15 protein-coding genes and 5 pseudogenes are annotated in these 23509 nt (G+C 41.9%); 11 read left to right on the top strand and 9 right to left on the bottom strand.

Annotated features, from left to right (window positions below):
• Positions 1-13: 13 nt before the first annotated feature.
• Both HFK82_RS00005 and HFK82_RS00010 read right to left on the bottom strand, forming a co-directional pair.
• Positions 14-1780, bottom strand: a pseudogene (locus tag HFK82_RS00005) (Xaa-Pro dipeptidyl-peptidase); the annotation flags it as partial.
• Positions 1781-1901: 121 nt separating this feature from the next.
• A pseudogene (locus tag HFK82_RS00010) lies at positions 1902-2414 on the bottom strand (Xaa-Pro dipeptidyl-peptidase); the annotation flags it as partial.
• A 118-nt stretch (positions 2415-2532) separates the two neighbouring features.
• On the opposite strand from HFK82_RS00010, the gene gla reads away from it, so the two are divergent.
• From gla to HFK82_RS00030, 4 genes and pseudogenes are all read left to right on the top strand, one after another.
• Positions 2533-3378, top strand: coding sequence for an aquaglyceroporin Gla (gene gla, locus HFK82_RS00015; protein WP_168260351.1), 846 nt, complete (start codon positions 2533-2535; stop codon positions 3376-3378).
• A 1054-nt stretch (positions 3379-4432) separates the two neighbouring features.
• Positions 4433-5179, top strand: a complete 747-nt coding sequence (locus tag HFK82_RS00020) for a CppA family protein (RefSeq protein ID WP_168260352.1) — start codon at positions 4433-4435, stop codon at positions 5177-5179.
• Positions 5176-6096 (top strand): serine hydrolase domain-containing protein, encoded by a 921-nt coding sequence (locus tag HFK82_RS00025; RefSeq protein ID WP_168260353.1) that lies wholly within the window; start codon positions 5176-5178, stop codon positions 6094-6096. Before HFK82_RS00020 ends, HFK82_RS00025 begins: the two co-directional genes overlap by 4 nt.
• A 212-nt stretch (positions 6097-6308) precedes the next feature.
• Positions 6309-7615, top strand: a pseudogene (locus HFK82_RS00030) (ISL3 family transposase).
• 45 nt (positions 7616-7660) lie between these two features.
• Here the strand turns inward: HFK82_RS00030 and pflB are convergent.
• On the bottom strand, positions 7661-9985 hold the full coding sequence (gene pflB / locus HFK82_RS00035) for a formate C-acetyltransferase (RefSeq protein WP_168260354.1): 2325 nt from the start codon (positions 9983-9985) through the stop codon (positions 7661-7663).
• Between the two features lie 214 nt (positions 9986-10199).
• Between pflB and dinB the strand changes: the two genes are divergently transcribed.
• Positions 10200-11294: a DNA polymerase IV gene (dinB, locus tag HFK82_RS00040; protein ID WP_168260355.1), complete on the top strand. Its 1095-nt coding sequence runs from the start codon at positions 10200-10202 to the stop codon at positions 11292-11294.
• A 50-nt stretch (positions 11295-11344) separates the two neighbouring features.
• On the opposite strand, the gene HFK82_RS00045 is transcribed toward dinB, so the two are convergent.
• The 4 genes and pseudogenes from HFK82_RS00045 to rnhC all read right to left on the bottom strand — a co-directional run bounded on the left by HFK82_RS00045 (position 11345) and on the right by rnhC (position 16064).
• On the bottom strand, positions 11345-11830 hold the full coding sequence (locus HFK82_RS00045) for a hypothetical protein (RefSeq protein WP_168260356.1): 486 nt from the start codon (positions 11828-11830) through the stop codon (positions 11345-11347).
• A 402-nt stretch (positions 11831-12232) separates the two neighbouring features.
• Positions 12233-14431, bottom strand: a pseudogene (gene recD2 / locus HFK82_RS00050) (SF1B family DNA helicase RecD2); the annotation flags it as partial.
• Between the two features lie 124 nt (positions 14432-14555).
• Positions 14556-15149, bottom strand: coding sequence for a signal peptidase I (lepB, locus tag HFK82_RS00055; protein WP_168260401.1), 594 nt, complete (start codon positions 15147-15149; stop codon positions 14556-14558).
• A 6-nt stretch (positions 15150-15155) separates the two neighbouring features.
• Entirely contained in the window at positions 15156-16064 is a 909-nt protein-coding gene (gene rnhC / locus HFK82_RS00060) for a ribonuclease HIII (RefSeq protein ID WP_154455387.1), read from the bottom strand.
• A 118-nt stretch (positions 16065-16182) separates the two neighbouring features.
• Here rnhC and HFK82_RS00065 point away from each other — a divergent pair, with 118 nt between their 5' ends.
• Genes HFK82_RS00065 through HFK82_RS00075 form a run of 3 tightly spaced genes read left to right on the top strand, consistent with a single transcriptional unit; the run spans position 16183 to position 19418 of the window.
• Entirely contained in the window at positions 16183-16491 is a 309-nt protein-coding gene (locus HFK82_RS00065; RefSeq protein WP_168260358.1) for a hypothetical protein, read from the top strand.
• A 2-nt stretch (positions 16492-16493) separates the two neighbouring features.
• Positions 16494-17042 (top strand): CvpA family protein, encoded by a 549-nt coding sequence (locus HFK82_RS00070; protein WP_168260359.1) that lies wholly within the window; start codon positions 16494-16496, stop codon positions 17040-17042.
• A gap of 39 nt (positions 17043-17081) precedes the next feature.
• Positions 17082-19418: an endonuclease MutS2 gene (locus HFK82_RS00075; RefSeq protein ID WP_168260360.1), complete on the top strand. Its 2337-nt coding sequence runs from the start codon at positions 17082-17084 to the stop codon at positions 19416-19418.
• Between the two features lie 46 nt (positions 19419-19464).
• On the opposite strand, the gene HFK82_RS00080 is transcribed toward HFK82_RS00075, so the two are convergent.
• The gene (locus HFK82_RS00080) at positions 19465-19962 is read right to left on the bottom strand and encodes a phosphatase PAP2 family protein (RefSeq protein ID WP_168260361.1); all 498 of its coding nucleotides are present in this window, start codon (positions 19960-19962) and stop codon (positions 19465-19467) included.
• A 148-nt stretch (positions 19963-20110) separates the two neighbouring features.
• Here HFK82_RS00080 and trxA point away from each other — a divergent pair, with 148 nt between their 5' ends.
• From trxA to HFK82_RS00095, 3 genes and pseudogenes are all read left to right on the top strand, one after another.
• Positions 20111-20425 carry a thioredoxin gene (gene trxA, locus HFK82_RS00085; RefSeq protein WP_154455395.1) on the top strand — a complete coding sequence of 105 codons (315 nt, stop codon included), beginning with the start codon at positions 20111-20113 and terminating at the stop codon, positions 20423-20425.
• Between the two features lie 225 nt (positions 20426-20650).
• Positions 20651-21694 (top strand): annotated as a pseudogene (locus tag HFK82_RS00090) (alcohol dehydrogenase catalytic domain-containing protein).
• A gap of 78 nt (positions 21695-21772) precedes the next feature.
• On the top strand, positions 21773-22153 hold the full coding sequence (locus HFK82_RS00095; RefSeq protein WP_168260362.1) for a hypothetical protein: 381 nt from the start codon (positions 21773-21775) through the stop codon (positions 22151-22153).
• A 219-nt stretch (positions 22154-22372) separates the two neighbouring features.
• Here HFK82_RS00095 and mutY read toward each other — a convergent pair whose 3' ends face one another.
• On the bottom strand, positions 22373-23482 hold the full coding sequence (mutY, locus tag HFK82_RS00100) for an A/G-specific adenine glycosylase (RefSeq protein ID WP_168260363.1): 1110 nt from the start codon (positions 23480-23482) through the stop codon (positions 22373-22375).
• Positions 23483-23509: the final 27 nt, after the last annotated feature.

Genomic DNA, 23509 nt, shown 5'->3' on the forward strand with positions numbered 1-23509 from the left:
ACTTCTTTTTGTGTTAGTCATCGATAGGCAAATGCAAGTATGACTGGCTTAAATCCACGGTTAAGTGGTACTTGCTATTATCACGAATCGTATGTTCAAAATCAGTGGTGTAAAGCAAGACACGCAGCGTATCGCCCTTTTCTAGTTGGTAAAGGCTTGGTTGCAAGGTCAAGTCAAAGCACATCCACTTATCAGCAGTAACGTCCTCAATAGTCATGAGATCCGTGCGATTTTGCAGGTTCATAAGCCCTTTCGTAATCACACGCTCAGGTGTTTTAGTAAAAGGCAATTCCTTGAGAGCCTCGCGAGAGAAATTGTGTCCATTGTCAATGGCGTGTAAACCAAGGACAGCTGGCAGGTCTTTGAAACGTTTTTTCTCACCGTAATCAAGTACCTGAGCAGACAAGATACCCTTATTGACACTTGATTTCACTTTCAGATGCAGGGTCATTTGACCGTTGATACGCCAGCTATCTTCCACTGGAAAATCAAGGCAAATGCTATTGGCTTTGCCAGCAAACAAGTCTTTTTTAAATGTTCTAAACTGCTTGCCATAACGTTCAAAATCAGCTTCGTCATACTGGTTATCAATGACTCGCTCTTCACTACCAAGAGCAAGGGTCACTTGTTTGTCACTACCAAATGTGTCCAATTTTTCCCATCTTTGTGGCTGGCTATTATCTTGCCAAACAACCGTCGGTAGCGTAAAGTGATTGTCTTGACCGAGCATTTTTTCTGAAAGCAAGGCATTCATGCTTTCACGAAAATCAATGGATTGCCAATTGTGCATGTAAACGTGCTCGCCATGGTGTAAAAAGACGTGTTTTTCGACCGTGTCAGGCAGAGCATTGAAAATGTTGAAAACATGGCGCGGCTTGACATTCCAGTCCTGAAGCCCGTGAGTAAAGACGCAAGTCGCCTGTACCTTATCAGCGTGTGGTAGATAATTGCGGTCATGCCAAAATTGATTGTAATCTCCAAACGTGCGGTCCAATTGAGCGGATTGAGCATCAAGCAAGTCTTGGTAATGCGCATTATGACGGAGGTAATCTCCAGCCAATAAATTGCGTGAATAGGTTAATTCGGTCAATACGTCAAGGTCCTCACCAGGATAGCCACCAGGGCTGCAAACAAGACCATTTTCACGGTAATAATCATACCAAGATGAAATAGCTGACTCGGAAATAATAACCTTCAAACCGTCCACACCAGTGGTTGCAAGAGCCGTTGACATGGTTCCTAGGTAAGATTTCCCAGTTGTACACACCAAGCCACTAGCCCAATCTGCTAATACTTTCTTGTCGCGACGATGGCTAGAAAAGGCAATCGCTCTGCCATTTAACCAATCAATCACCGCTTTAAAGCTTTCCACTTGGGCATAGTCGCCGCTGGTCATAAAGCCATCAGAACCCGCTGTTCCGACGCCTGAAACATAGATATTTGCAAACCCACGCGCAAGGAAGTAATCGTTCAGGGTGTAGGGGTCAATAAAGTGGAAGCTTTCTTCACTATTTCTAACAGGCAGGTCCTCGTCAGCTAAGTTTAAAGGCTCAAAATCATGCGTTTCAACGTTTATCTTGCCCGCTGGTTTAACCGCTAATTCCCCTTCCATTTTGTACAATTTTTTGTCATTAGCAAGGCCATTTGTCCCTGCGTGGTAAGGGCTTGCTGTCATTATGGTTGGTAAGGGGTGCTTGCTTTTTGCACGAATAATAGTAACCTTAATCAAGTCGCTTTTACCGTTTTGGTCCGTGTCAATCGGAGCTTGCACATAAACAATCAGGGCTTGCTGTCATTATGGTTGGTAAGGGGTGCTTGCTTTTTGCACGAATAATAGTAACCTTAATCAAGTCGCTTTTACCGTTTTGGTCCGTGTCAATCGGAGCTTGCACATAAACAATCTCACGGACGACATCTGTCGTATCAAAGGTAGCTAGAGATTTGCCATTAAAAAAGTGGTAGTCATTGTCAACGGGGATAAGCCCACGACTAACCACATCATCTAGTAAGGTCATGCCAGATTTATTTCGGCTGGCTAGTAGATGGTAAAGCGTCTCAAGCATATGCCCTTTTTGATAATGCACAGGAAAGGCTATTTTTTCTACAAATGCATTCGTATCTGTGAAATCCACATGAGGAATAAAGCCCAGCAATTGCAGTGCAACGGTGTTGAAAATATCCGTTGTCAAAGGCGCATCAGATTGGAAAAAGGTCAGCAAATCTGTGCCAAAATCAGCCAAAAGATTGTGGAGTGGATAGTCCGTATCCTCATAGTTAAAGAAGATTTTGCGGCAGAAATTTTCCAAAGCCATCTTGTCTTCATGCTTTTGGTTGAGGTTAAATCCTAAGGCTTGCAATTCTTGTTCAACAATGGCGACAGGTCTTGGGATGAAAGAGAATTGATTGTATTTCATGAAACTTCCTTTCTATAAAAGTAAACGTTTTTATTTTAAAGAGAGCCTTTACATTGTCTATTATACTTGATAAAATGATACTTGTCTAAACTATAATTTTGGAGGAAACAAAAGACACATGGATGTTACATGGACTGTGAAATACATCACAGAATTTATCGGGACGGCATTCCTTATTATCCTTGGAAATGGTGCTGTTGCCAACGTTGAACTTAAAGGGACAAAAGGATACAGATCTGGTTGGATTATCATTGCCGTTGGTTATGGATTTGGTGTGATGATTCCAGCACTTATGTTTGGTAATGTTTCAGGAAACCACATTAACCCAGCCTTTACTTTGGCACTTGCTATTTCTGGTTTATTTGATTGGGCTCACGTTCCACAATATATTCTTGCTCAATTCTTAGGTGCAATGTGCGGTCAATTGCTTGTTGTGATGACTCATAAACCTTTCTACCTCAAAACAGAAAACCCAAATGCTATTCTTGGTTCATTCTCAACTATTTCAGCTGTTGACGATGGCACACAAGCAAGCCACAAAGCTGCTTGGATCAATGGTTTCCTAAACGAATTCTTAGGTTCATTTGTCCTATTCTTTGGCGCTATGGCTTTGACGAAAAACTACTTTGGTGCTGAATTGATCACACGCTTGACAACTTACGGTTATGATGTGACAACAGCAACAAGCCAAGTAGTTCCTTACACAACAGGATCACTTGCAGTAGCACACTTGGGTCTTGGTTTCCTTGTAATGACTTTGGTGGCTTCACTTGGAGGTCCTACAGGTCCAGGTCTTAACCCAGCGCGTGACCTTGGTCCACGTATTGTCCATGCTTTGCTTCCAAAATCAGTTCTTGGTGAACACAAGGGTGATTCTAAATGGTGGTATGCTTGGGTACCAGTAGTAGCTCCAATTCTTGCAGCTATTGCAGCCGTTTGCCTATTCAAATTCTTGTATTTATAATACCTGTTTTTTAAGAGCCTGTTTAGGCTCTTTTTCTTTTGCTAAAAAGTGGCTCCTTGTCAACTGTAGTGGGGTGACGTCAGCTAACATCAAGAGAGAACCAAATTGTTTTTTTCTTTTTTGGGAAGAATCTCCTCTGTGCATCTTATATGTTGATTTTTGCAACTTATAGGCCAAAAGAATATAAATTTTATTGATGGAGCTATACTAATAATGTCAAACGTGACAAATTTTAATAAGGAGGAAACCTAGAGGATTAGTGGTGAAATACTTAAAAAACTTCTACTCTTGCTTTGCATTGGTGCAATCTACAATCTATATTTTACTCTCATAAATTCAAGTTTAACGTCTTGGATCAATATTATTATATTCATAATATTCGGATATGTTGAAGTGTTTGCTTTAGAGTTATTATTTAAATACTCCATCAAATTTCAGAAAAAACATCTATATCCAAATACTTACTATATTTTTAATATCTAGTATAGTTGAAATGGCATATATGCTGGTTGTTGGCTTGAGTTTTACTATAGCAATCCGTTTTGTTTTGCTAGAAATACCTATTACAATCATTGGTTTATTGTATTGGAAGTATCATGTTGATAAAATTGAAAAATTATTAAGAGACAAAAAATCTAATCTATCAAATTGATTTTTATGATTAACATTGCTATTCTAGTTTATCAATTACATAAGTTTCGAAAACTCATTTTTGATAATCTCTTGATAACCTGTGGTCTGAAATAATAGGTTAGATAATAAACGAATAAAGTCTCTAATAGGTGCTTGGTATTACTGACATTTATCAAAGAATGACAAATGAGATAAAAAAGGATCTTAAGAAAGCTACAATTCTCAAAACGTTAATCAACACGATTATATTAACGTTTATGGGCATTCAAGAGTCATCTCTGGCTGGCAGTGTCTACTACAGAAATTATAGAGCTTAAAAAGCACATAATTTCTTGTCAAATGCTATTTTTTTTTCTACAATAGAGTAGCCGCTTATATAAGAGATGCTTTTGGCATTACACAACATAGCAAGGAGAGATAAATGACATTATTTGACGGCATCACCTTTAAACACCCCGTTTTACGCGTGAATAACCGTGACCACAATATTGATTTTTACAAACGACTAGGATTTAAATTGGTAGTTGAGGAGAACGCCCTTGCTATTTTTTCAGCTAAAAATAAAAAGGCTAGTTTCATCATTGAAGAATCGCCACATCCCCGTACAAGAGCTGTAGAGGGCACTAAAAAGACCAATCAACTGGTCGTTAAACTCCCAAATGCAAACGAGTTATTGGCTGTTTTAGGAAATGGTGTTGTTGTTGAACGTTTGTTTGAAGGCGACAAAGGTTTCGCTTTTGAAACGATTTCTCCAGAAGGTGATCTCTTCTTGCTGCACGCAGAAGACGATGTAGCCACTTTGAAAGAAATTGAGCCAAAGAGCTTCCCTCAAAACGGAGACTTGGCTATCGTTTCAGATTTTCAATTTGAGCAAATCACGCTTAATGTCGCTAATGAAGCTGCAGCACGTGCTTTCTACGACGATGTTTTTGCTGGGGAATTTCTTGTGGATATGCGTTTTGTTCAGGCCAGTGGACCTGATTTGACAGTAAAACCGCATGAAACATGGGATTTGGAGATTTTGGAATGCCAAGTACCCCAAGACTATGATTTGAAACACTTGTCTGATTTTCTAGAACAAAAGGGTCAAGAGGTTTACTTAGACAAAAAAGAAAAAGTCCTTGTGCTTTCAGACCCTAATCGCATTGAAATTTGGTTTACAAAGTGATGGATTTATTAGATATTGTCCATGACCAAATGACACGTCATATTTACAATGGAGCCTCTGTGGCTCTTTTTAAAAATGGTCAGTGGACGGAGCATTACATTGGTACAATTGATGGGAAAACACCTGTTCAACCCAATCGCATTTACGATTTAGCCTCAGTATCAAAAGTTGTCGGTGTGGGAACGGTGATGATTTCGCTTTTGCAGGAGAAAAATTGGGATTTAGACGCCCCTTTGGTGCACTGTTACCCTGATTTTCAGGACAATACGGTGACCTTGCGGCAACTCTTAACCCATGGCAGTGGCATTGATCCTTTTATTCCTAACCGTGATAAGCTAAACGCACAGGAGTTGAAAGCGGCTATCAATCACATTCGAGTGACCGACTCTAAAGCTTTTTTGTACACCGACATTAACTTTTTGCTGCTAGGTTACATGTTAGAATACCAGTTGGGGCAATCCTTGGATGAGATTTTCAAAGAGCTTGTTTTTCAGCCTTTTGGGATGGAAAAGACCAGCTTTGGTCCTGTAAAAGGGGCGGTTCCAACGCTTTCAGGTGTTACGGACGGTATGGTTCATGATCCCAAAGCTAAGGTTTTGGGCCATCACTCAGGTTCTGCGGGCTTGTTTTCAACGGTCAAGGATTTGGAAGTGTTCTGCCAGCATTATTTGACGGACGACTTTACTCGTGGCATTTGGCGTAATTTTAGCAGTACGGCAAAGGAGCGCTCTCTAGCTTGGAACAAGGAAGGGGACTGGTTGGACCATACAGGCTATACTGGACCTTATATCGCCATTAATCGCAAGGAGCAAAAAGCAGCGATTTTTTTGACAAATCGCACCTATGATTACGATGATAGACCGCTTTGGATTGAAGAACGAAAATTGATTTCGCAATGGATTCAGAAACATTTCTAAGTATGTCCGCCTCATAGTTGAGGTGGTTTTTTTGATGATCTTAACAACACAAAAAGCAGCCTTGCCTATCGACAAGACTGCTTTTTTCGGCTCTATAATTTCTGTAGTGGGTAACACCCAGTCAGAAGTTATGGAGCCTTTTCGTGCATAGAAAAAAAGACCCATATGACTTATAATGAAAAGCGACGAAACTACTCATTAGAAAGAATCATATGGAACACTTCAATACTATCACAAAACTACTCGGAATGAAAGACCAAAATATTACTATCAAGGATATTATCGACTGTCAAACACACAAGGAAATTATAGCTTCTCTTGATTACGATGCACCTGATTGTTCGCATTGTAGGGGAAAGATGACTAAATACGACTTCCAGAAAGCCTCTAAAATCTCTTATCTGGACTGTGTCGGCTTCAAGTGTCGAATCCTGCTTAAGAAGCGTCGCTTTCGTTGTTCAAACTGTCGAAAGATGCAAGTCGCTGAGACTTCTCTCGTTAAGAAGAATCATCAAATCCCGACGATCCTCAACCAGAAAATCGCTCAAAAACTCATCGAAAAGACCTCCATGACAAAAATAGCTGAGGAGCTATCCGTATCAACCTCAACTGTCATCCGTATGCTCAATGAGTTTCAGTTTAAAACCAACTTGAATCACCTGCCTACTGTCATGAGCTGGGATGAGTATAGTTTTAAGAAAGGGAAAATGAGCTTTATCGCTCAGGATTTTGATAACAAGAATATCATCGCTATCTTAGATGGACGAACACAGGCAGTCGTCCGCAACCATTTCCTGCGTTATCACAGAAAGGTCCGTGAACGTGTACAATTCATCACTATGGATATGTATAGTCCTTACTAACAGCTGGCCAAACAGCTTTTTCCGCATGCTCAAATCGTTCTCGACCGTTTTCCCCTCGCTTTCTCATTTTTTAAGCTCGGGCTAAAATAGTCCACTGGACTAGTTTACTCCAACATCTTAGTCGTTCTATGAACCGTGTTCGTATCCAAATCATGAACCGATTTGACCGTAAATCAATAGAATATCGAGCTCTTAAACGCTACTGGAAACTGATACAGCAGGATAGTCGCAAGATGAATAACAAGCGATTTTACCGTCCAACCTTTAGAGAACATCTAACAAATAAAGAAATTCGAGATCGACTCATCAGCTATTCAGAAGAATTGAAATGTCATTACGACCTTTACCAGCTCTTACTGTTCCACTTTCAGGAGAAAAACACTGATCACTTCTTTGAGCTCATTGAAGACAATATCATGCTCGTGCATCCAATCTTTCGGACGGTTTTTCGAACCTTCCGAAAGGATAAGAAGAAAGTCATCAACGCCATTACTTTACCTTACTCTAATGCCAAACTCGAAGCTACTAACAATCTGATCAAGGTTATCAAGCGGAATGCCTATGGCTTTAGGAACTTTGAAAACTTTAAAAAACGCATTCTCATCGCTTTGAACGTCAAAAAAGAGAAAACCAATTTGGTTCTCTCTAGATGTTAGCTAGCATCAACCCACTACAGTTGACAATGAGCCCTTTTTTACATATTAGTTTTGAGAAAGAGTTTCAGCGACATCGTCCATTGAAAGTACTTCGTGGAAGACACGTTGAGTCAATTCTGTTTTTTGTTCTTTTGTGAGGTATTTTGTGTTGACACAGTAACCAGAGATACGAACGATAACGTCTTCGCCACTCATGATCTTATCGTAAACGTCTTTAAGGTCCATAACGTTCAAGTTAACGTGTTGACCACCGTTTTCAAAGTAACCATCAAGGATAGTCACAAGGTTATCCACTTGTTCATCGAAGGTCTTACCAAGAGCACGTGGTGATACTTGGGTTGTCAATGAGATACCATCGGCAGCATATGAGAAGTCAAGGCTTGCCAATGAGTTAAGGTTTTGCAACCAACCACCGCGAGCTTTGTTAGATGGGTTAGCACCTGGTGAGAAGAATTCCAATTTAGAAAGGTTCATGCTACCATCTTCGTTCAAGTAAACCCCTTTGTGAACTGGTGAGTTACCTGTTTGTTTAGAGTAAGCAACGTTTGATGTGATGGTAAGAAGTGATACAGTTGCTTCAGCGTCTTTGTAAAGTTTGTGGTTACGAAGACGAGTTGTGTAAGCTTCAATCAACCATTCAGCCAATTCGTTTGAACGAGGGTCATCTTCACCCCAACGAGGGTAATCTCCGATAGTTTCGTAGTCGTAGATGTAGCCATCTTCGTCACGGATTGGTTTAACTGTTGCGTATTTGATAGCTGACAAGGTATCGACAGTATTAGCGAAACCACAGATACCAAATCCCATGTTAGCACGTTGTTTTGTTGGCAAGAATGCCATTTGAACAGCTTCGTAGTTGTATTTATCAGTCATGTAGTGAATGATGTTAAGGGCATCTACGTAAGTATCTGTCAACCAGTCAAGTGATTTTTCAAAGTTGGCTTTGACAGTGTCAAAATCAAGCACATCGTCGCGAACTGGTTCGATATCAAAGACTTTGTAATCTTTGTGAACATCGTCGTAACCGCCGTTTAGACCAGTAAGAAGGGCTTTAAGGACGTTTACACGTGCGCCGAAGTATTGGATGTTGTGGCGTTGTTCTTCGTTTTCTGGGTCAAGTGGTGACACACAGCATGAGATACATGACATTTCACCATATCCGTCTTTTGCCATTGTTGTCACACCTTCGTATTGGATAGAAGAGTGTTTGTGTGACATCTTCATGCAGTAGCGACGGAAAGCGTATGGCAATTTATCTGTCCAAAGAACAGTCAAGTTTGGTTCTGGAGCGTTACCGATGTTATCAAGAGTGTTCAAGAAACGGTAGTCCATTTTTGTAACACGGTGGCGTCCGTCAGCACCCATACCAGCCATAGAAGTTGTGATGAATGTTGGGTCACCAGAGTAAAGTTCGTCATAAGCTTTGGTACGAGCAAATTTTACGGTACGAAGTTTCAATACGAAATCATCAACAAATTCTTGGATTTCAGATTCTGTAAATGTACCACGAGCAAGGTCACGTTCTGCGTAAATATCAAGAACGATGGGCACACGTCCAAGAGAAGTAGCCGCACCGTTAATCACACGACAAACAGCCATGAAAGCAATGTTTGTCCATTGGATAGCTTCTTTGACGTTCATCGCAGGTCGGCGAACATCGACACCGTAAAGGTCACCCAATTTAATGACTTCACCAAGGGCTTGGTATTGCAAGTTAACTTCTTCACGAAGGCGAATTGATTCTTCATCAATTTCTGTAATCGCGTTCCAGTCGTTTGCTTTTTCTTTCATCAAGTAGTCTGCTCCGTAGAGGGCAAGACGTGCGTAAACACCGATGATACGACCACGAGAGTATGCATCAGGAAGTCCAGTTACAGTGTGGGCGTGACGGGCACGGCGGATATTAGATGTGTAAGCACGGAAGATACCATCGTTTACAGTTGTCACGTGTTTTGTGAAAATTTCATGAACAGCTGGGTCTGGTTCATAACCGTGTTCTTTAAGAGCTGTTTCTGCCATGCGGATACCGCCTTTAGGCATGAAGTTCAATTTGAACAACTCGTCGTTTTGAATACCGTAAATCAACTCATCTTCTTTTGAGATGTATCCAGCAGGGATATCAGCGATTGATGTTGGACGTGTATCCATTGGGAAACGCGTTTCTTCGTAATGTGCTTTTGTTTCTTCAACGATTTTTTTCACTTTGAGTGAACGTTCAGTCGCAGGTGCCAAGAAACTTTCGTCACCATCATATGGGGTATAGTTGGCTTGTACGAAACGAGAAATACTAGCTTTTTCTTTCCAGTCAGTACCTTTAAAGCCTTCCCAAGCTTTTTCAAAAACATCTGTAGTAGTCTTAACAGTCGCCATAATAAGAGATCTCCTTAAATTCTAGTAACAAGTCTTCTGTTACATTTACAAATATAGTTTAACATATGGTAAGCGTTTTCTAAAGGGGAGATCAGCGAATTATGTGAGAATCTTTACTAGTACAGTTGAATAATACGAATAAACTGTACTAAAAAAGCTAAAATAACCGAAAAAACCTAAAAATTGGTATAATAAATGGAGAAAGGATACCTTAATGCTGATTTTCCCTTTAATCAATGACACCTCTCGAAAAATTATTCATGTTGATATGGACGCTTTTTTTGCTTCGGTGGAGGAGCGTGATAATCCTAATTTGAAGGGGCACCCTGTCATTATTGGGGCAGACCCTAGGAAAACAGGCGGTCGTGGGGTCGTGTCAACTTGTAATTACGAGGCTAGAACGTTTGGCGTGCATTCTGCCATGTCCTCAAAAGAAGCTTACGAGCGTTGCCCGCAAGCCATTTTTATTTCTGGTAATCATCACAAATACCGTCAAATTGGGCTGCAGATTCGGGCTATTTTTAAGCGTTACACGGATTTGGTAGAGCCTATGTCGATTGATGAGGCTTATCTGGATGTGACGCATAATAGACTGAACATCAAGTCAGCGGTTAAGATTGCTAAAATGATTCAGTATGACATTTGGCAAGAGCTTGGTTTAACGTGTTCGGCTGGGGTGTCTTATAATAAATTCTTGGCTAAATTGGCATCGGATTTTGAAAAACCAAGGGGATTGACCTTGATTTTGCCAGAAGATGCTCAAGATTTTCTAAAACAGTTGCCTATTGAAAAATTTCATGGTGTGGGGAAGCGTTCGGTGGATAAGCTCCATCACATGGGCGTTTACACGGGCGAGGATTTGCTGGGCTTGTCTGAGATGACCTTGATTGACCTTTTTGGGCGTTTTGGCTACGATTTGTATCGAAAAGCAAGAGGCATTTCCAATGCACCTGTGCAACCCAATCGCATTCGCAAATCGGTTGGGAGTGAGAAAACCTATGGCAAATTGTTGTATGATGAAGCCAGTATTCGCTCAGAGATTGCCAAAAATGCGCAGCGCGTGTCTGACAACCTCAAGAAAAATCAAAAATTGGGGCGCGTGATTGTCTTAAAAGTGCGTTATTCAGATTTTTCGACCTTGACCAAACGCATGACGCTGGACGTGGCGACAGATGATGCCAAAACGATTAGTCAAATGGCTCAAGCTATTTTTGACCAGCTGGAAGAGTCTTCAAAAGGCATACGTCTTTTAGGTGTCACGGCAACTCAACTAGAAAATACAAGCGAGTCCATTGCCCTCCATCTTTAAATAGAAAAAAGCCACTTAATAGCAGTGGCTTTTCTGATGGTGTGATGTACTTAGTTGACTTCAACTGCGTCGTCGCGGTACAAGAGTTGGATAGCTTTGTTGTAAACATAGCCATAAAGCACCAAGAAGATAATAGGAAATAAAAAGAGTGTGATGCTAAGTGAATCCCCCAAGACAACTGCTAAGATGATAATAGCAACGTTATAGACAACAGTGTAGCCCAAGGCAATACGGTAAGGCATCAAGCTAGGTACGTTTTCTTTGATTTTGGCAAGGTTCCTAAAAGCCAGATAAGCCACAACAACGTTAGTCACCAAAGCAACGATGTAGATAATGGGATACCAAATATTACTTGCAGCGACCAGGGTTTGATAAACCTCAGTATCCACAGTTTTCTTTAGTTCATCTAAATTATTGCTGATGGCAAAGTAGCTGACAATACCTGAAATCTTGCCGATAGCGGCGAGTACATTTATCCAAGCGATGAACAATGTCCAAGAACGCAAGGACTGACGTAATTTTTCATAAGAAACCATACCAAACCTCCAAAATATCAAATTATACTAATGTCATAATACAAATTATTATACCATAAATTGAAGCGTTGTAAATAGCCTTCTGCCAAGTCATGAGAGTTCATGAGATAACCCCCAGCCGAAAGTAGGTCTGGGGGGTTAGTGTTAGGATTTGAAAAAACGTTCGATGTCGGCTGTTGTCAAGCCAATCATGGGGTCGATGAAAGGGATATTTTTCTCTGTCAGGCGATAGGCTTGAGTTTCTTGCTCCACTTGGTTGTCAATGTCCAAGGTTAACTGAATCTGTTCTTCGACAGCGGTGTCTGCGGGAACAGCGACATTTTGGTAATTTTGATCTTCGGGTGTAGCTGTTTCTTGTGGTGTTTCTACCTGTTTTTCAGCTGTTTCTTGCGCTAGATTATCGTTGCTAAAACGCTGCACAAGATAAGTTTTGCGCTTATCACCTTCATTTTTGATGGCATAATCAAAGGCGGCAAGTTCTCCTAGCATCACCAATTTACTCTTGGAACGTGTAATGGCGGTGTAGATGAGGTTGCGTTGTAGGAGGCGGCGACTTTGATGTGTAATTGGCAAAATAACCACCTGAAATTCACTCCCTTGCGATTTGTGGATAGACATGGCGTAGGCAAGGGTGATTTTGTGCCATTCGTTGCGAGGGTAAATGACCTCATTACCGTCAAAGGACAAATAGAGTTCGTCTTGCTTGGATTCGGTGTATTTGGCGGGAATTAAATCTGTGATGTAGCCGATGTCGCCATTAAAGACATTTAGCTCGGCATCGTTAATAAGGTGGAGAATTTTATCTCCTTTACGAAAACTCATCTCACCAAACGCAAAATCTTGCTGATTGTCCAAGGGATTGAGCAAGTCTTGGATAATGGTGTTGAGACGGTTAATCCCTGCGGCACCACGGTACATGGGTGCTAAAATCTGAATTTCCTGCGGGTTGATACCACTTTTAACAGCAGATTGGACAATCTTGGCAATCATATCAGGAATGTAGGTAGCACTGGCTTCAAAATAAGAGCGGTCAGGCTTTTTTTGTGTGAAATCGGCAGGCAATTGGCCTTGTCGCATTTGGTTAGCAAGCGTGACAATGGTCGAATCCTCAGATTGTCTAAAGATTTTGGTGAGGGCAAGTTGGGGGAGTGTGTCAATTTTTAACAAGTCAGAAAGCACTTGTCCTGGACCAACAGACGGTAGCTGGTCGCTATCCCCAACGATAATGACCTGAGTTGTTGAAGCAATGGCACTAAAGAGTTGATTAGCTAGCCAAGTGTCCACCATAGAAAATTCGTCAATGATAATCAAATCACAATCCAAATAATCGTCCATGGCTTGGTAGTCGTTGTCACCATTTAATCCTAAGTGACGGTGAATGGTTGCACTGGGGAGGCCAGTTAATTCATTCATTCGTCGTGCGGCTCGTCCTGTCGGTGCTGCTAAGATAATAGGAATGTCTGTTTTATTGAGGTCAATGCGGTGGAGCTGCGCATAAGCAGCAATCAAGCCGTTGATAACCGTGGTTTTTCCAGTCCCTGGCCCACCTGTCAAGATAAATACCTTGCTTTGCAAAGCTTCTTGAATAGCCTTGCGTTGGACTTGGTCATAAGAAATAGCAAAATCTTCCTCAACAGCTGCGATTTCTTCTTGAATGTCATCGTCCGAAAAAGTATTTTCCAAAGGGGTGTCAAGGATACGTGTCAGATGCTTTTTAATACCAGCTTCGGCATAAAAAAGGCTACTGTCAAAAATCTTGGTGCTAATGTTTTGCACCTTGTCTTCTGTGATGAGTGTTGACAATTCTTGAGCGACAGCTGCGGGGTCCAATTCGACAGGGCGTGCTTCTTCGAGAGTGGTAATGGCTTGTTCTAACAAATCTCGTGCTTCCACATAGGTGTCGCCTCGTTCCATAGAAGTTTCAAAAAGGGTGTGCACAAGTGCTGCTCGAAAACGTTGTGGTGCGTTTGCCTCAATGCCCAATTCTTCTGCCAGTTGATCTGCAATCTTAAAACCAACTCCTTGAATATCCTCAACCAGTTGGTAGGGATTTTCTTGGATAATTTCCAAACTGTCTTCTTTATAATGATTGAAAATATCAACGGCAACACGATTGGTTAAGCCGTATTCGGCCAGTTTGGCTAAAATCTGCTCTGTTCCATAATGCAGTTTTAGACGAGCTAAAAAACGGTCCTTGGTTTCCTTAGACAAACCAGCAATGTTGTCTAATCGGCTAGGGTCGTCCAAGATATGATCAATGGTATTGTCACCGTAAAGTTGCACAATCTTCTCAGCCGTTTTTCGACCAATGCCTTTAAATTGGGCACTTGAGAAGTATTTGATCAAGCCAGAAGAAGTGGGTTTGGCACGCTCGTAACGTGAGGCCTTTAGTTGCTCCCCGTATTTTGGGTGCTGGGTTAACTCGCCCCAAAAGGTGTAGTCCTCGCCTTCAGCAATATCAGCCATCGTCCCCGTCACGATAATCTCAGGTTCATCAAAATCCGCATCGGTATCCTCGATACTCATCAAGACAATCCTAAAAAAGTTGCTAGCATTTTCGAAAATGACTCGCTCAACCGTGCCAGAAAAAAAGTATTCCATGAAAAGTCTGTCCTCATTATTTTTGTTTTAGTGTCATTTGCTTGTTCAGAATGGCTTTATTATACCATTTCTTTGTTAAAGGAAAAACAAAAACAAGGCTAGAGTTTTTTCTAGCCTTGTGCGTTTATTCAATAAATCCGATTTTTGAAAGTGGCCAGAAGCGGAATTTGACTTCGCCAACAATGGATGATTTCGGAAAAGTTCCGACTTCACGGCTGTCTTTCGATACGATGCGGTCATCTCCCATGAGATAGTACTCGCCTTTTGGCACTTTAACGGTAAATTCAGTATTGCCATCGCTATCCGTAGTAAAGGCGTCTGCTTTCTCAGCCAACTCTTGGAAGAGCGAATTATAGGCATAAATGTCTTGGAGTTGGTCGTCATCAAAGGCTTGTTTGTACTCATCAAGGTATTTTTCATCGACTTCTTTACCGTTGATGTAAAGCGTGTCATCATTGTAAGTGATCGTATCACCAGGCATCCCGATGACACGTTTAACGATTTCCTTGGTTTGTCCGTCCTCAGTTTCCTTAGCCACAACAATATCAAAACGGTTGATTTTCGTGTGGTCAAGGACAATCAAGCGTTCTCCATCTGCTAAGGTTGGGTCCATTGAGTGCCCATCGACTTTGACAGGCTGCCAAAGGAATAAGCGACTAAGACCTAGCACCAAAACAAAGAGGATAAAAGGTCCCCATTCTTTAAGAAATTTCATAATGCTTCCTCAATTTCCTTTCCGTAATAGCTCTTGAGCTTTTTTTGTATTTGCAAAATGCAGTTTAGCTGTTTCTGCTAAACCAGCCATTCCATGCGTTTTTAAGATCTGACTGGCAATAAAGTCGGACTTTTGCCCTGCCCCACTTGGCAAGGGATAGCCGATTTTTTGGCTGAGCTGGTCTAAATAGTCCAAAAATAAATCTCTTGCAATAATCGAGCTGACCGCCACCGCCAAATACTCGCCTTCAGCCTTTTCTTCTAGTGTCAAGGGATTGTCAAATTGGTTGACTTCTTGCTTGACATATTTTTGATAGTTTTGTTGGCTGGTAAAAGCATCGATGACGATTTTTTGCGGTTTGAAGCCGTCTTTTAGTAGTAAATAAATAGCTTGATTGTGTAAAGCTACCTTGACAGAAACAGCATTGTACTGTTTGCCAGCTCCCACGACCTGATTGTATTTTTTAGGAGATAGGAGGAGAGCGCGGTGGGGAATTTCTTGCTTGAGAATAGGAGCGATTTTGCGAATATTGGCATCGGTCAATCGTTTGGAGTCATCCACTCCTAGTTTTCTAAGCAGGGCGTGTTTGTCAGGAGTGACAAAACTAGCCACAACTGCCAAGCCCCCAAAGTAAGAACCGTTGCCCACCTCATCTGACCCGATGAGGGCTAGTTTTTGCCCTGCGGGTGCTGTTTGGATGGATGCGTCAGGCGCTTGATAGCCAAAATATTTAGCGACTTCCTCAGCTTTTTCACCTTGAAAGACGACCTTTCCTGACGTGTAAACTGAAATCATCACCTTATCTACTTTGGCTGCAAATGTGATATAGGGATTTTTACTGGCAACTTGCTGGCTATTAAATGTTTTTATAAGTTTCTGCAAAGCTGCCCCTTTTAAAGTTATAACAACTGTACTCATAGTCCCATTTTATCATAAAACCAAAGGCTATGCTCAAATAGATAGCCAAAGTCTTGTTTTTTCTCCTAGTATTTTACGAAATGGCTATTTTACGGTATAATGTTAAGGAGGTGACTATATGAAAAGTAAAAATCGGTATAAGTTTGTTTTTGGAGAAAAAACAATTACCTTGACGACAGATCAAGATAATCTCTTTATGGAAGAAGTCGAAAGAGTTGCAAAAGAAAAATACGCTGCTATTAAAGAAAAATTACCCCAAGCTGATGATGAAATGGTTGCTATTTTAATGGCTATCAATTCCCTTTCAACTCAGCTTAGCCGTGAAATAGAAGTTGAAAAAATGGAGAAAGAGTTAATGGCGCTTCGCTCGGAAACGATTGTTGACATCAAGGAGAAAGCCAGTAAATCAGACGCTAACGAGGATTAAGTATGATATCTGCTATTCTTCTAATCGTTTTTATTTGGCAGTTTTACATTGGGTATGCGCGCGGAATTGTTCTGCAAACCTACTACCTTGTGGCTAGTGTGTTGTCGCTTGTTATTGCGGGGCAGTTCTATCAACCCTTGGCAGATAAGCTGACCTTGTGGCTTCCCTATGCCAATGCGGTTCAAGGCGCGACCATGGCGTTTTGGCGGGATGTGCCTCTCTTTGATTTGGACCAAGTTTATTATGCAGGGGCTGCCTTTACCGCTATTTACAGTCTAGCTTATCTGACTTTTCGTTTGCTGGGTGTTTTTGTTCATTTGGCACCTGTTAATCGTTGGGACAATGTTGGTGCTAATGTCGTGAGCGGTGTTTTTTCGGTGCTGGTTACGATGATGTTTTTCAGCTTGGTTTTGACCTTGCTGGTAACCGTTCCATTGAGTTTAGTGCAAAATACCCTCTCAGGCAGTGGATTGGTCCGATTTTTAGTGGACTCTTTTTACCCATTTGTCAACAGTATCAAAGATTTGTGGGCAGGGTCTGTTTTGAATTAACAAAGGGCTTTAGCCCTTATTTTTATAGGATAAGAAAGCATGAATACAAGAATTTTAGAACAGTTAGAATTTGATAAAGTCAAGCAACTTTTCGAAGGTTACTTGCAAACCGAGCAAGGGCAAGAGGAGTTGCACAAATTAGAACCAATGACAGAGGCTGACCGTATCTTGCGTTCTTTTGATGAAATGTCAGATATGGAGCAGATTTTCATTGAACATCATTCCTTTGGTATGGGCAGTTTGCGTGATGTTTCTGAGAGCATGCGCCGTCTGGAATTAGAAGCAGATGTTAACATTTCAGAAATCATCGATATCAAGAAGGTCTTGCAAGTGTCTGCAGAGGTCAAACATTTTTACAATGATTTGGAAAATGTCGAGTTGACAGCTCTAAATACCTTATTTGATAAGCTTGAACTGCTTCCAAGTTTACAGGGAAGTTTACAGGCTATCAACGATGGCGGGTTTATTGAAAACTTCGCCAGTGCTGAATTGGGCAGGATTCGTCGTCAAATCAATCACAGTGAGAGTCGTGTGCGTCAGATTTTGCAAGATATTTTGAAAAAACAAGCTGACCATTTGACAGAAACCTTGCTTGCTAGCCGTAATGGCCGTGCGGTTTTGCCTGTGAAAAATACCTACCGCAACCGTATTTCTGGGGTTGTGCATGATATTTCAGCATCTGGAAGCACAGTTTATATTGAGCCACGCGCTGTGGTGCAATTAAACGAAGAAATCACACAATTGCGCGCTGACGAACGCCACGAAATGGCACGTATTTTACGCGAATTGTCCAATATGCTTCGCCCGCATACCCAAATCATTCGCAACAATGCTTGGGTGCTAGGGCATTTGGACTTTGTGCGCGCCAAATTCTTATTTATGCAAGAGCGTCGCGCTGTGGTGCCACAATTATCAAGCGATAAGACCGTTCAACTCTTGCAAGCCCGTCACCCACTCTTGCTCAATCCTGTTGCCAATGACCTTCATTTTATGCAGGAATTGACGATTATAGTCATCACGGGTCCCAATACAGGTGGTAAGACAGTTATGTTGAAAACCTTGGGCTTGGCACAATTGATGGCACAATCAGGTTTGCCGATTTTAGCCGATAAAGGCAGCAAGGTTGCTATTTTCAAGGAAATTTTTGCAGATATTGGTGATGAGCAATCTATCGAGCAGAGCTTGTCAACCTTTTCAAGCCACATGACCAATATCGTTAGTATTTTAGACCAAGCTGATAAAGATAGCCTTGTTTTGGTCGATGAATTGGGTGCTGGTACGGACCCACAAGAAGGGGCTAGCCTAGCCATGGCGATTTTGGAGCACTTGCGTTTGTTGGAAGTCAAAACCATGGCAACCACCCACTATCCAGAGTTAAAAGCCTACGGCATCGAAACGGATTTTGTTGAAAATGCAAGCATGGAATTTGATACGGACACACTCAGTCCAACCTACCATTTCATGCAAGGGGTTCCTGGACGTTCAAACGCCTTTGAAATTGCTCGCCGTCTTGGTTTGGCAGAAATTATTGTCAATGAAGCAGAGCGATTGACGGATTCAGATACCGATGTTAACCGCATCATCGAACGTTTGGAAGCTCAGACGCGTGAAAGCCGCAAACGCCTGGACCACATCAAAGAAGTGGAGCAAGAAAATCTCAAATTCAACCGTGCTGTCAAGAAGCTTTACAATGAATTTTCACACGCCAAGGACAAGGAGTTGGAAAAGGCCAGCGTCAAAGCACAGGAAATTGTAGACAAAGCGATGGCAGAAAGCGAAGCTATTCTCAAAAATCTGCATGAAAAAGCACGCTTAAAACCACATGAAGTCATCGAAGCCAAAAGCCAGCTGAAAAAATTGGCGCCTGAGGTTGATTTGTCTAAAAATAAGGTTCTCAAGAAAGCCAAGAAATTACGCGCGCCGCGCGTGGGTGATGATATCATCGTGACGGCTTACGGACAACGGGGTACTTTGACCAATAAAGTCAAAGATGGCAAATGGGAAGCTCAGATTGGCTTGATTAAGATGACTTTGAAAGAGGACGAATTTACCCTTGTCAAAGTCCAAGAGGAAGCTCAAAAACCGAAGAAAAAACAAGTCAATGTGGTTAAGAAAAGCCAAAAAAGCACAGGACCGCGTGCTAGATTGGATTTGCGAGGCAAACGTTACGAAGAAGCCATGCAAGAATTGGATGAGTTTATCGACCAAGCCTTGCTTAATAATATGGCGCAGGTGGACATTATTCACGGTATCGGAACGGGTGTTATCCGTGAGGGTGTTACCAAATACCTTCGCCGTAACAAACACGTGAAATCATTTGGATACGCTCCGCAAAACGCAGGCGGTAGCGGTTGTACCATTGCTAATTTAGGTTAAACAAAAAAATCTCTCTAACGGCATCGCTAGGGAGATTTTGTGATGATTAAAAAAGAAAGAGCAATGCCCCGCAAGCAAGTCCGATGAGAAAACCTGCCGTGACATCGCGTGGATAGTGGACGCCCCCAAGCACACGGCAAAAAGTTAAAAGGAGGGACAGAAGTAAGCAGATGCTGCCCAAGATGATATTCAGTCGTAAGACAGCCATGCTGATAATGGTCGCTGAAAAAACGTGACGGCTTGGAAAAGATTGCCCCTTGGTATTTTTAGCAATCAAAGGAGTAATGGCCCATGCCTCGTAGGGACGTGGGACGTTGAGGCGTTTTCTAATGACGGACACCAGCACAAAAGCAAGAGCTGGGATAAGGATAAAAGCCATTAGACGCTTGGGAGCTTGCCACCAAAGATAGATAAGTAAGATAGGATAGATGAGGTACATTATCTTGGTGACGAGGCTATTGCTTAAGCGTAAGCAGCGAATGGATGCGGGTCTTTTTCGGATAGGTTGCGTTAGCCGTTGGTAAAAATCTGCGTAATCTTTCATGGTTTGTCCTTAATTGAGATGATAATAGCATTATATCACGGAAAACGTAGCAATTACTTGTCAAACGCTAAAGTTTCCCGTAAAATAGGCACATAGACTATTAGAAAAGGAAAAAAGAACTGACGTCTTGGCAGTTCTCGGTAAGATTATGGCACATATCGTGACAGATGCAACATTTGAAGCAGAAACAAACGAAGGGCTTGTCCTAGTGGACTTTTGGGCAACTTGGTGTGGTCCATGCTTGATGCAAGCCCCAATTTTAGACCAATTATCAGAAGAAATCGATGAAGATGTTCTTAAAATCGTTAAAATCGATGTGGACGAAAACCCAAATACCGCACAAGAATTTGGTATCATGTCAATCCCAACCTTGTTATTCAAGAAAGATGGCAAAGTGGTTAAACAAGTAGCTGGGGTTCACACCAAAGAACAAATCAAAGACATCGTCGCAGAATTAAGCTAATCATAAAAGTCGGGATTTTCCTGACTTTTTTTGTTCATATGGCTTGATTTAGAGTGCACTCAAAGGATTATAATAACGGTGTCAATCAAATAGAAAGTGTTTTCACACTTTTGGCGCTTACTCGTTTGGGACGCGGATAAGTGAGCGTTTTGTCCCAATATCAATATTAAGAAAGGAGGGGCTCACTTGTCATCATGTTGATGGCAAGCAAAGCCTGTATTTACAATGAAAACTGCCATTTTTGAAAAAGCTGGTCTGATGACTATTGAAGAGGTACCAAAACCACAATTACAAGCCGATGATGATGTCATTATCAAAGTCGTTCGTGCTTGCGTGTGTGGTTCTGACCTCTGGGCTTATGCCAATGGAGATAAAAAAGCAGCGCATTCGGTCAATTCAGGTCATGAAGCGCTTGGTATTGTCGAAGAAGTTGGCCCTGCCATTACTACTGTTCAACCTGGTGATTTTGTCATCGTGCCATTTACTCACGGTTGTGGGGAATGTGATGCTTGCCGTGCTGGTTTTGACGGAACGTGTGATAACCACCCTGGCTATACAAACTGGTCTTCTGGTTTCCAATCAGAATATGTTCGCTTCCACTATGCTAACTGGGCTTTGATTAAAATCCCTGGGTAACCGTCTGATTATTCAGAAGGTATGGTGAAATCACTCCTTACTTTGGCTGATGTTATGCCAACAGGTTATCATGCTGCGCGTGTTGCTGACGTTAAGCCAGGCGACAAGGTCGTTGTTATCGGTGATGGTGCCGTTGGTCAATGTGCGGTTATTGCGGCCAAAATGCGCGGGGCTTCTCAGATTATCTTGATGAGCCGACATGAGGACCGTCAGCAAATGGCTTTGGCTTCAGGTGCTAATGCTGTCGTTGCTGAACGTGGCGAAGAAGGTATTGCCAAGGTGCGTAACATTCTCGGTGGTGGTGCGGATGTTGCTCTAGAATGTGTTGGTACGGAAGCAGCTATTGACCAAGCTCTGGGAGTTCTCCACAACGGCGGTCGTGTTGGTTTTGTGGGTGTGCCCCATTACGATAATCGCCCACTTGGTTCAACCTTTTCACAAAACATTATCATCGGTGGTGGTTCAGCTTCTGTGACAACCTACGATAAGCAAATTCTTCTCAAGGCTGTTCTTGACGGGGATATCAATCCAGGCCGTGTCTTTACCCACACTTATTTTCTAGATGATATCAACCAAGCCTATCAAGATATGCGTGACCGCAAAGCCATTAAATCAATGCTAGTCATGGATTAAGTAGTTTCATTCAAAAAAATCCCTCATTTCCACCCCACAAGTCATTTCGTTTACGAATAAATAAGTGGGAGGTATGATATGAGGGCTTTTCTTGTTTTAGGGTTATTGACATTAGCAGGCAGATGGTTTTTCTGCCGTGATAAAAAAGGCATTTCTGACAATATCCAATTCATCACCTTGCATGAATTGCTTAATAAAATGGATATGAAAGAAACGTTTTTGTTGTTTATCGGACGCTTGGAACAGGCTGAAACCCAAAGAGGTTTGGACCGTTTGGGACAGATGAACCAAACCGTTTATTTCTTAAATGTGAGTGAGATGGATGCTGTGCTTTATCAGGAATTTGCCAAGGTTTATCGCATTCAAGCGGCAACCCATTTTGCTCAGTTTAATGGCAAGCACCAGTTTGTGACGGCTAATGCCCTGACAGTTGATTTGGCGTATTTTAACTATCTTTAAATCTCCATTGGTTTGCTTTACGGTTTCTATAAGTAAACGTTTAGGTTTCATTAAGCTAGACCGCTTATACTATAATCATTCCTAATAAACTTTCTTTTTCATAGCAGTGGCTTTAATCACTGATTGAAGTTATTGTTTGGTGGGTGATAGGTATCCTAGCCTAGAACTCCCATAAATCTCCTAATGCACCTCAACGCTTGGCGTTGAGGTTTTTTGTGTTTATTGGGTCTTTTTAGACGTCAAATAGTTTTCTAATAATTTTTTCTGTGGGGTTGCCATGGGATAGTCGCTCAAAGCGTCTTTTTTCACCCAGCGCAGTTCTTTGCCTTTCGTCAATTGTGGTGAAGCGACGGTGCCTTCAATCAATGTGACGGTCCACTTTCGGTGGCTAAAGGTATGTTTAACAGGCGTGAAAGTGGCCGTACTCCAAGTTGGGTGTATGTGGTAACCTTCTTCAAAGTCTGCCTTTTTATCAGTTTGTTGGTCAGGCATTTCCAAGATAGGAAAAGACCAAAAGCCTCCTAGCAATCGTTCCTCGGTGTTTTTTTCCATGAGAAATTCCCCGTCAGCATTTCGGATGACAAAAGCAGTCAAATCAAGCGGTTTAGGCTTTTTCTTAGGCAATTTAATGGGGTATTTGTCATAGGTACCGTTTAGGTAAGCCGCACAGAAAAAGCGAATTGGTGATTCATGTGGTCGTGGGTTTTTGGCAGATTCAATGTCGGTTCCCAAATCCATCAAAGCTTGGTTAAAGTCCCCAGGACGGTCAGGGTCAATGAGTTTTTCCATCACAGCTTGAAAAATCTTCCGATTTTTAGGGTCACCGATATCGTAGTTAATTTCAAAAAGCCTAGCCATCACGCGCATCACGTTGCCATCCACAGCTGGTTCAGGCAGACCAAAAGCAATACTTGCAATAGCTCCAGACGTGTAAGGTCCAATTCCTTTCAAAGAAAGAATGTCCTTGTGGTTGGCTGGAAACTGCCCGCCAAATCGCGTCATGATATCCTGTGCAGCTGCTTGCATATTGCGGACACGAGAATAATACCCCAGTCCTTCCCAAGCCTTCAAGAGCTTTTCTTCAGGAGTGTTTGCCAGACTTTCAATGGTGGGAAACCAATCTAAAAAGCGCTTGTAGTAGGGAATAACCGTGCGGACCTGTGTCTGTTGTAGCATGATTTCAGACACCCAAATCGCGTAAGGGTCCTTGGTTCGTCGCCAAGGCAAATCCCGTTTTTCTTGGTCGTACCAAGCCAACAAAGTGCGGCGAAAGGACAAAATGGTATCATCCTCCCACATCTCAATACCGTAATCTTTTAAATCAATCATGCCTTTATTGTATCAAAGTTTTTAGGT

This window comes from Streptococcus alactolyticus, from assembly GCF_012277075.1.
In the GTDB taxonomy this organism is placed as follows: domain Bacteria; phylum Bacillota; class Bacilli; order Lactobacillales; family Streptococcaceae; genus Streptococcus; species Streptococcus alactolyticus.

Excerpts from the sequence above, each read along its gene's own strand:
- gla (WP_168260351.1), top strand. The coding sequence starts at position 2,533 with ATGGATGTTACATGGACTGTGAAATACATCACAGAATTTATCGGGACG.
- HFK82_RS00020 (WP_168260352.1), top strand. The coding sequence starts at position 4,433 with ATGACATTATTTGACGGCATCACCTTTAAACACCCCGTTTTACGCGTG.
- pflB (WP_168260354.1), bottom strand. The coding sequence starts at position 9,985 with ATGGCGACTGTTAAGACTACTACAGATGTTTTTGAAAAAGCTTGGGAA.
- dinB (WP_168260355.1), top strand. The coding sequence starts at position 10,200 with ATGCTGATTTTCCCTTTAATCAATGACACCTCTCGAAAAATTATTCAT.
- HFK82_RS00045 (WP_168260356.1), bottom strand. The coding sequence starts at position 11,830 with ATGGTTTCTTATGAAAAATTACGTCAGTCCTTGCGTTCTTGGACATTG.
- rnhC (WP_154455387.1), bottom strand. The coding sequence starts at position 16,064 with ATGAGTACAGTTGTTATAACTTTAAAAGGGGCAGCTTTGCAGAAACTT.
- HFK82_RS00065 (WP_168260358.1), top strand. The coding sequence starts at position 16,183 with ATGAAAAGTAAAAATCGGTATAAGTTTGTTTTTGGAGAAAAAACAATT.
- HFK82_RS00070 (WP_168260359.1), top strand. The coding sequence starts at position 16,494 with ATGATATCTGCTATTCTTCTAATCGTTTTTATTTGGCAGTTTTACATT.
- HFK82_RS00075 (WP_168260360.1), top strand. The coding sequence starts at position 17,082 with ATGAATACAAGAATTTTAGAACAGTTAGAATTTGATAAAGTCAAGCAA.
- HFK82_RS00080 (WP_168260361.1), bottom strand. The coding sequence starts at position 19,962 with ATGAAAGATTACGCAGATTTTTACCAACGGCTAACGCAACCTATCCGA.
- trxA (WP_154455395.1), top strand. The coding sequence starts at position 20,111 with ATGGCACATATCGTGACAGATGCAACATTTGAAGCAGAAACAAACGAA.
- HFK82_RS00095 (WP_168260362.1), top strand. The coding sequence starts at position 21,773 with ATGAGGGCTTTTCTTGTTTTAGGGTTATTGACATTAGCAGGCAGATGG.
- mutY (WP_168260363.1), bottom strand. The coding sequence starts at position 23,482 with ATGATTGATTTAAAAGATTACGGTATTGAGATGTGGGAGGATGATACC.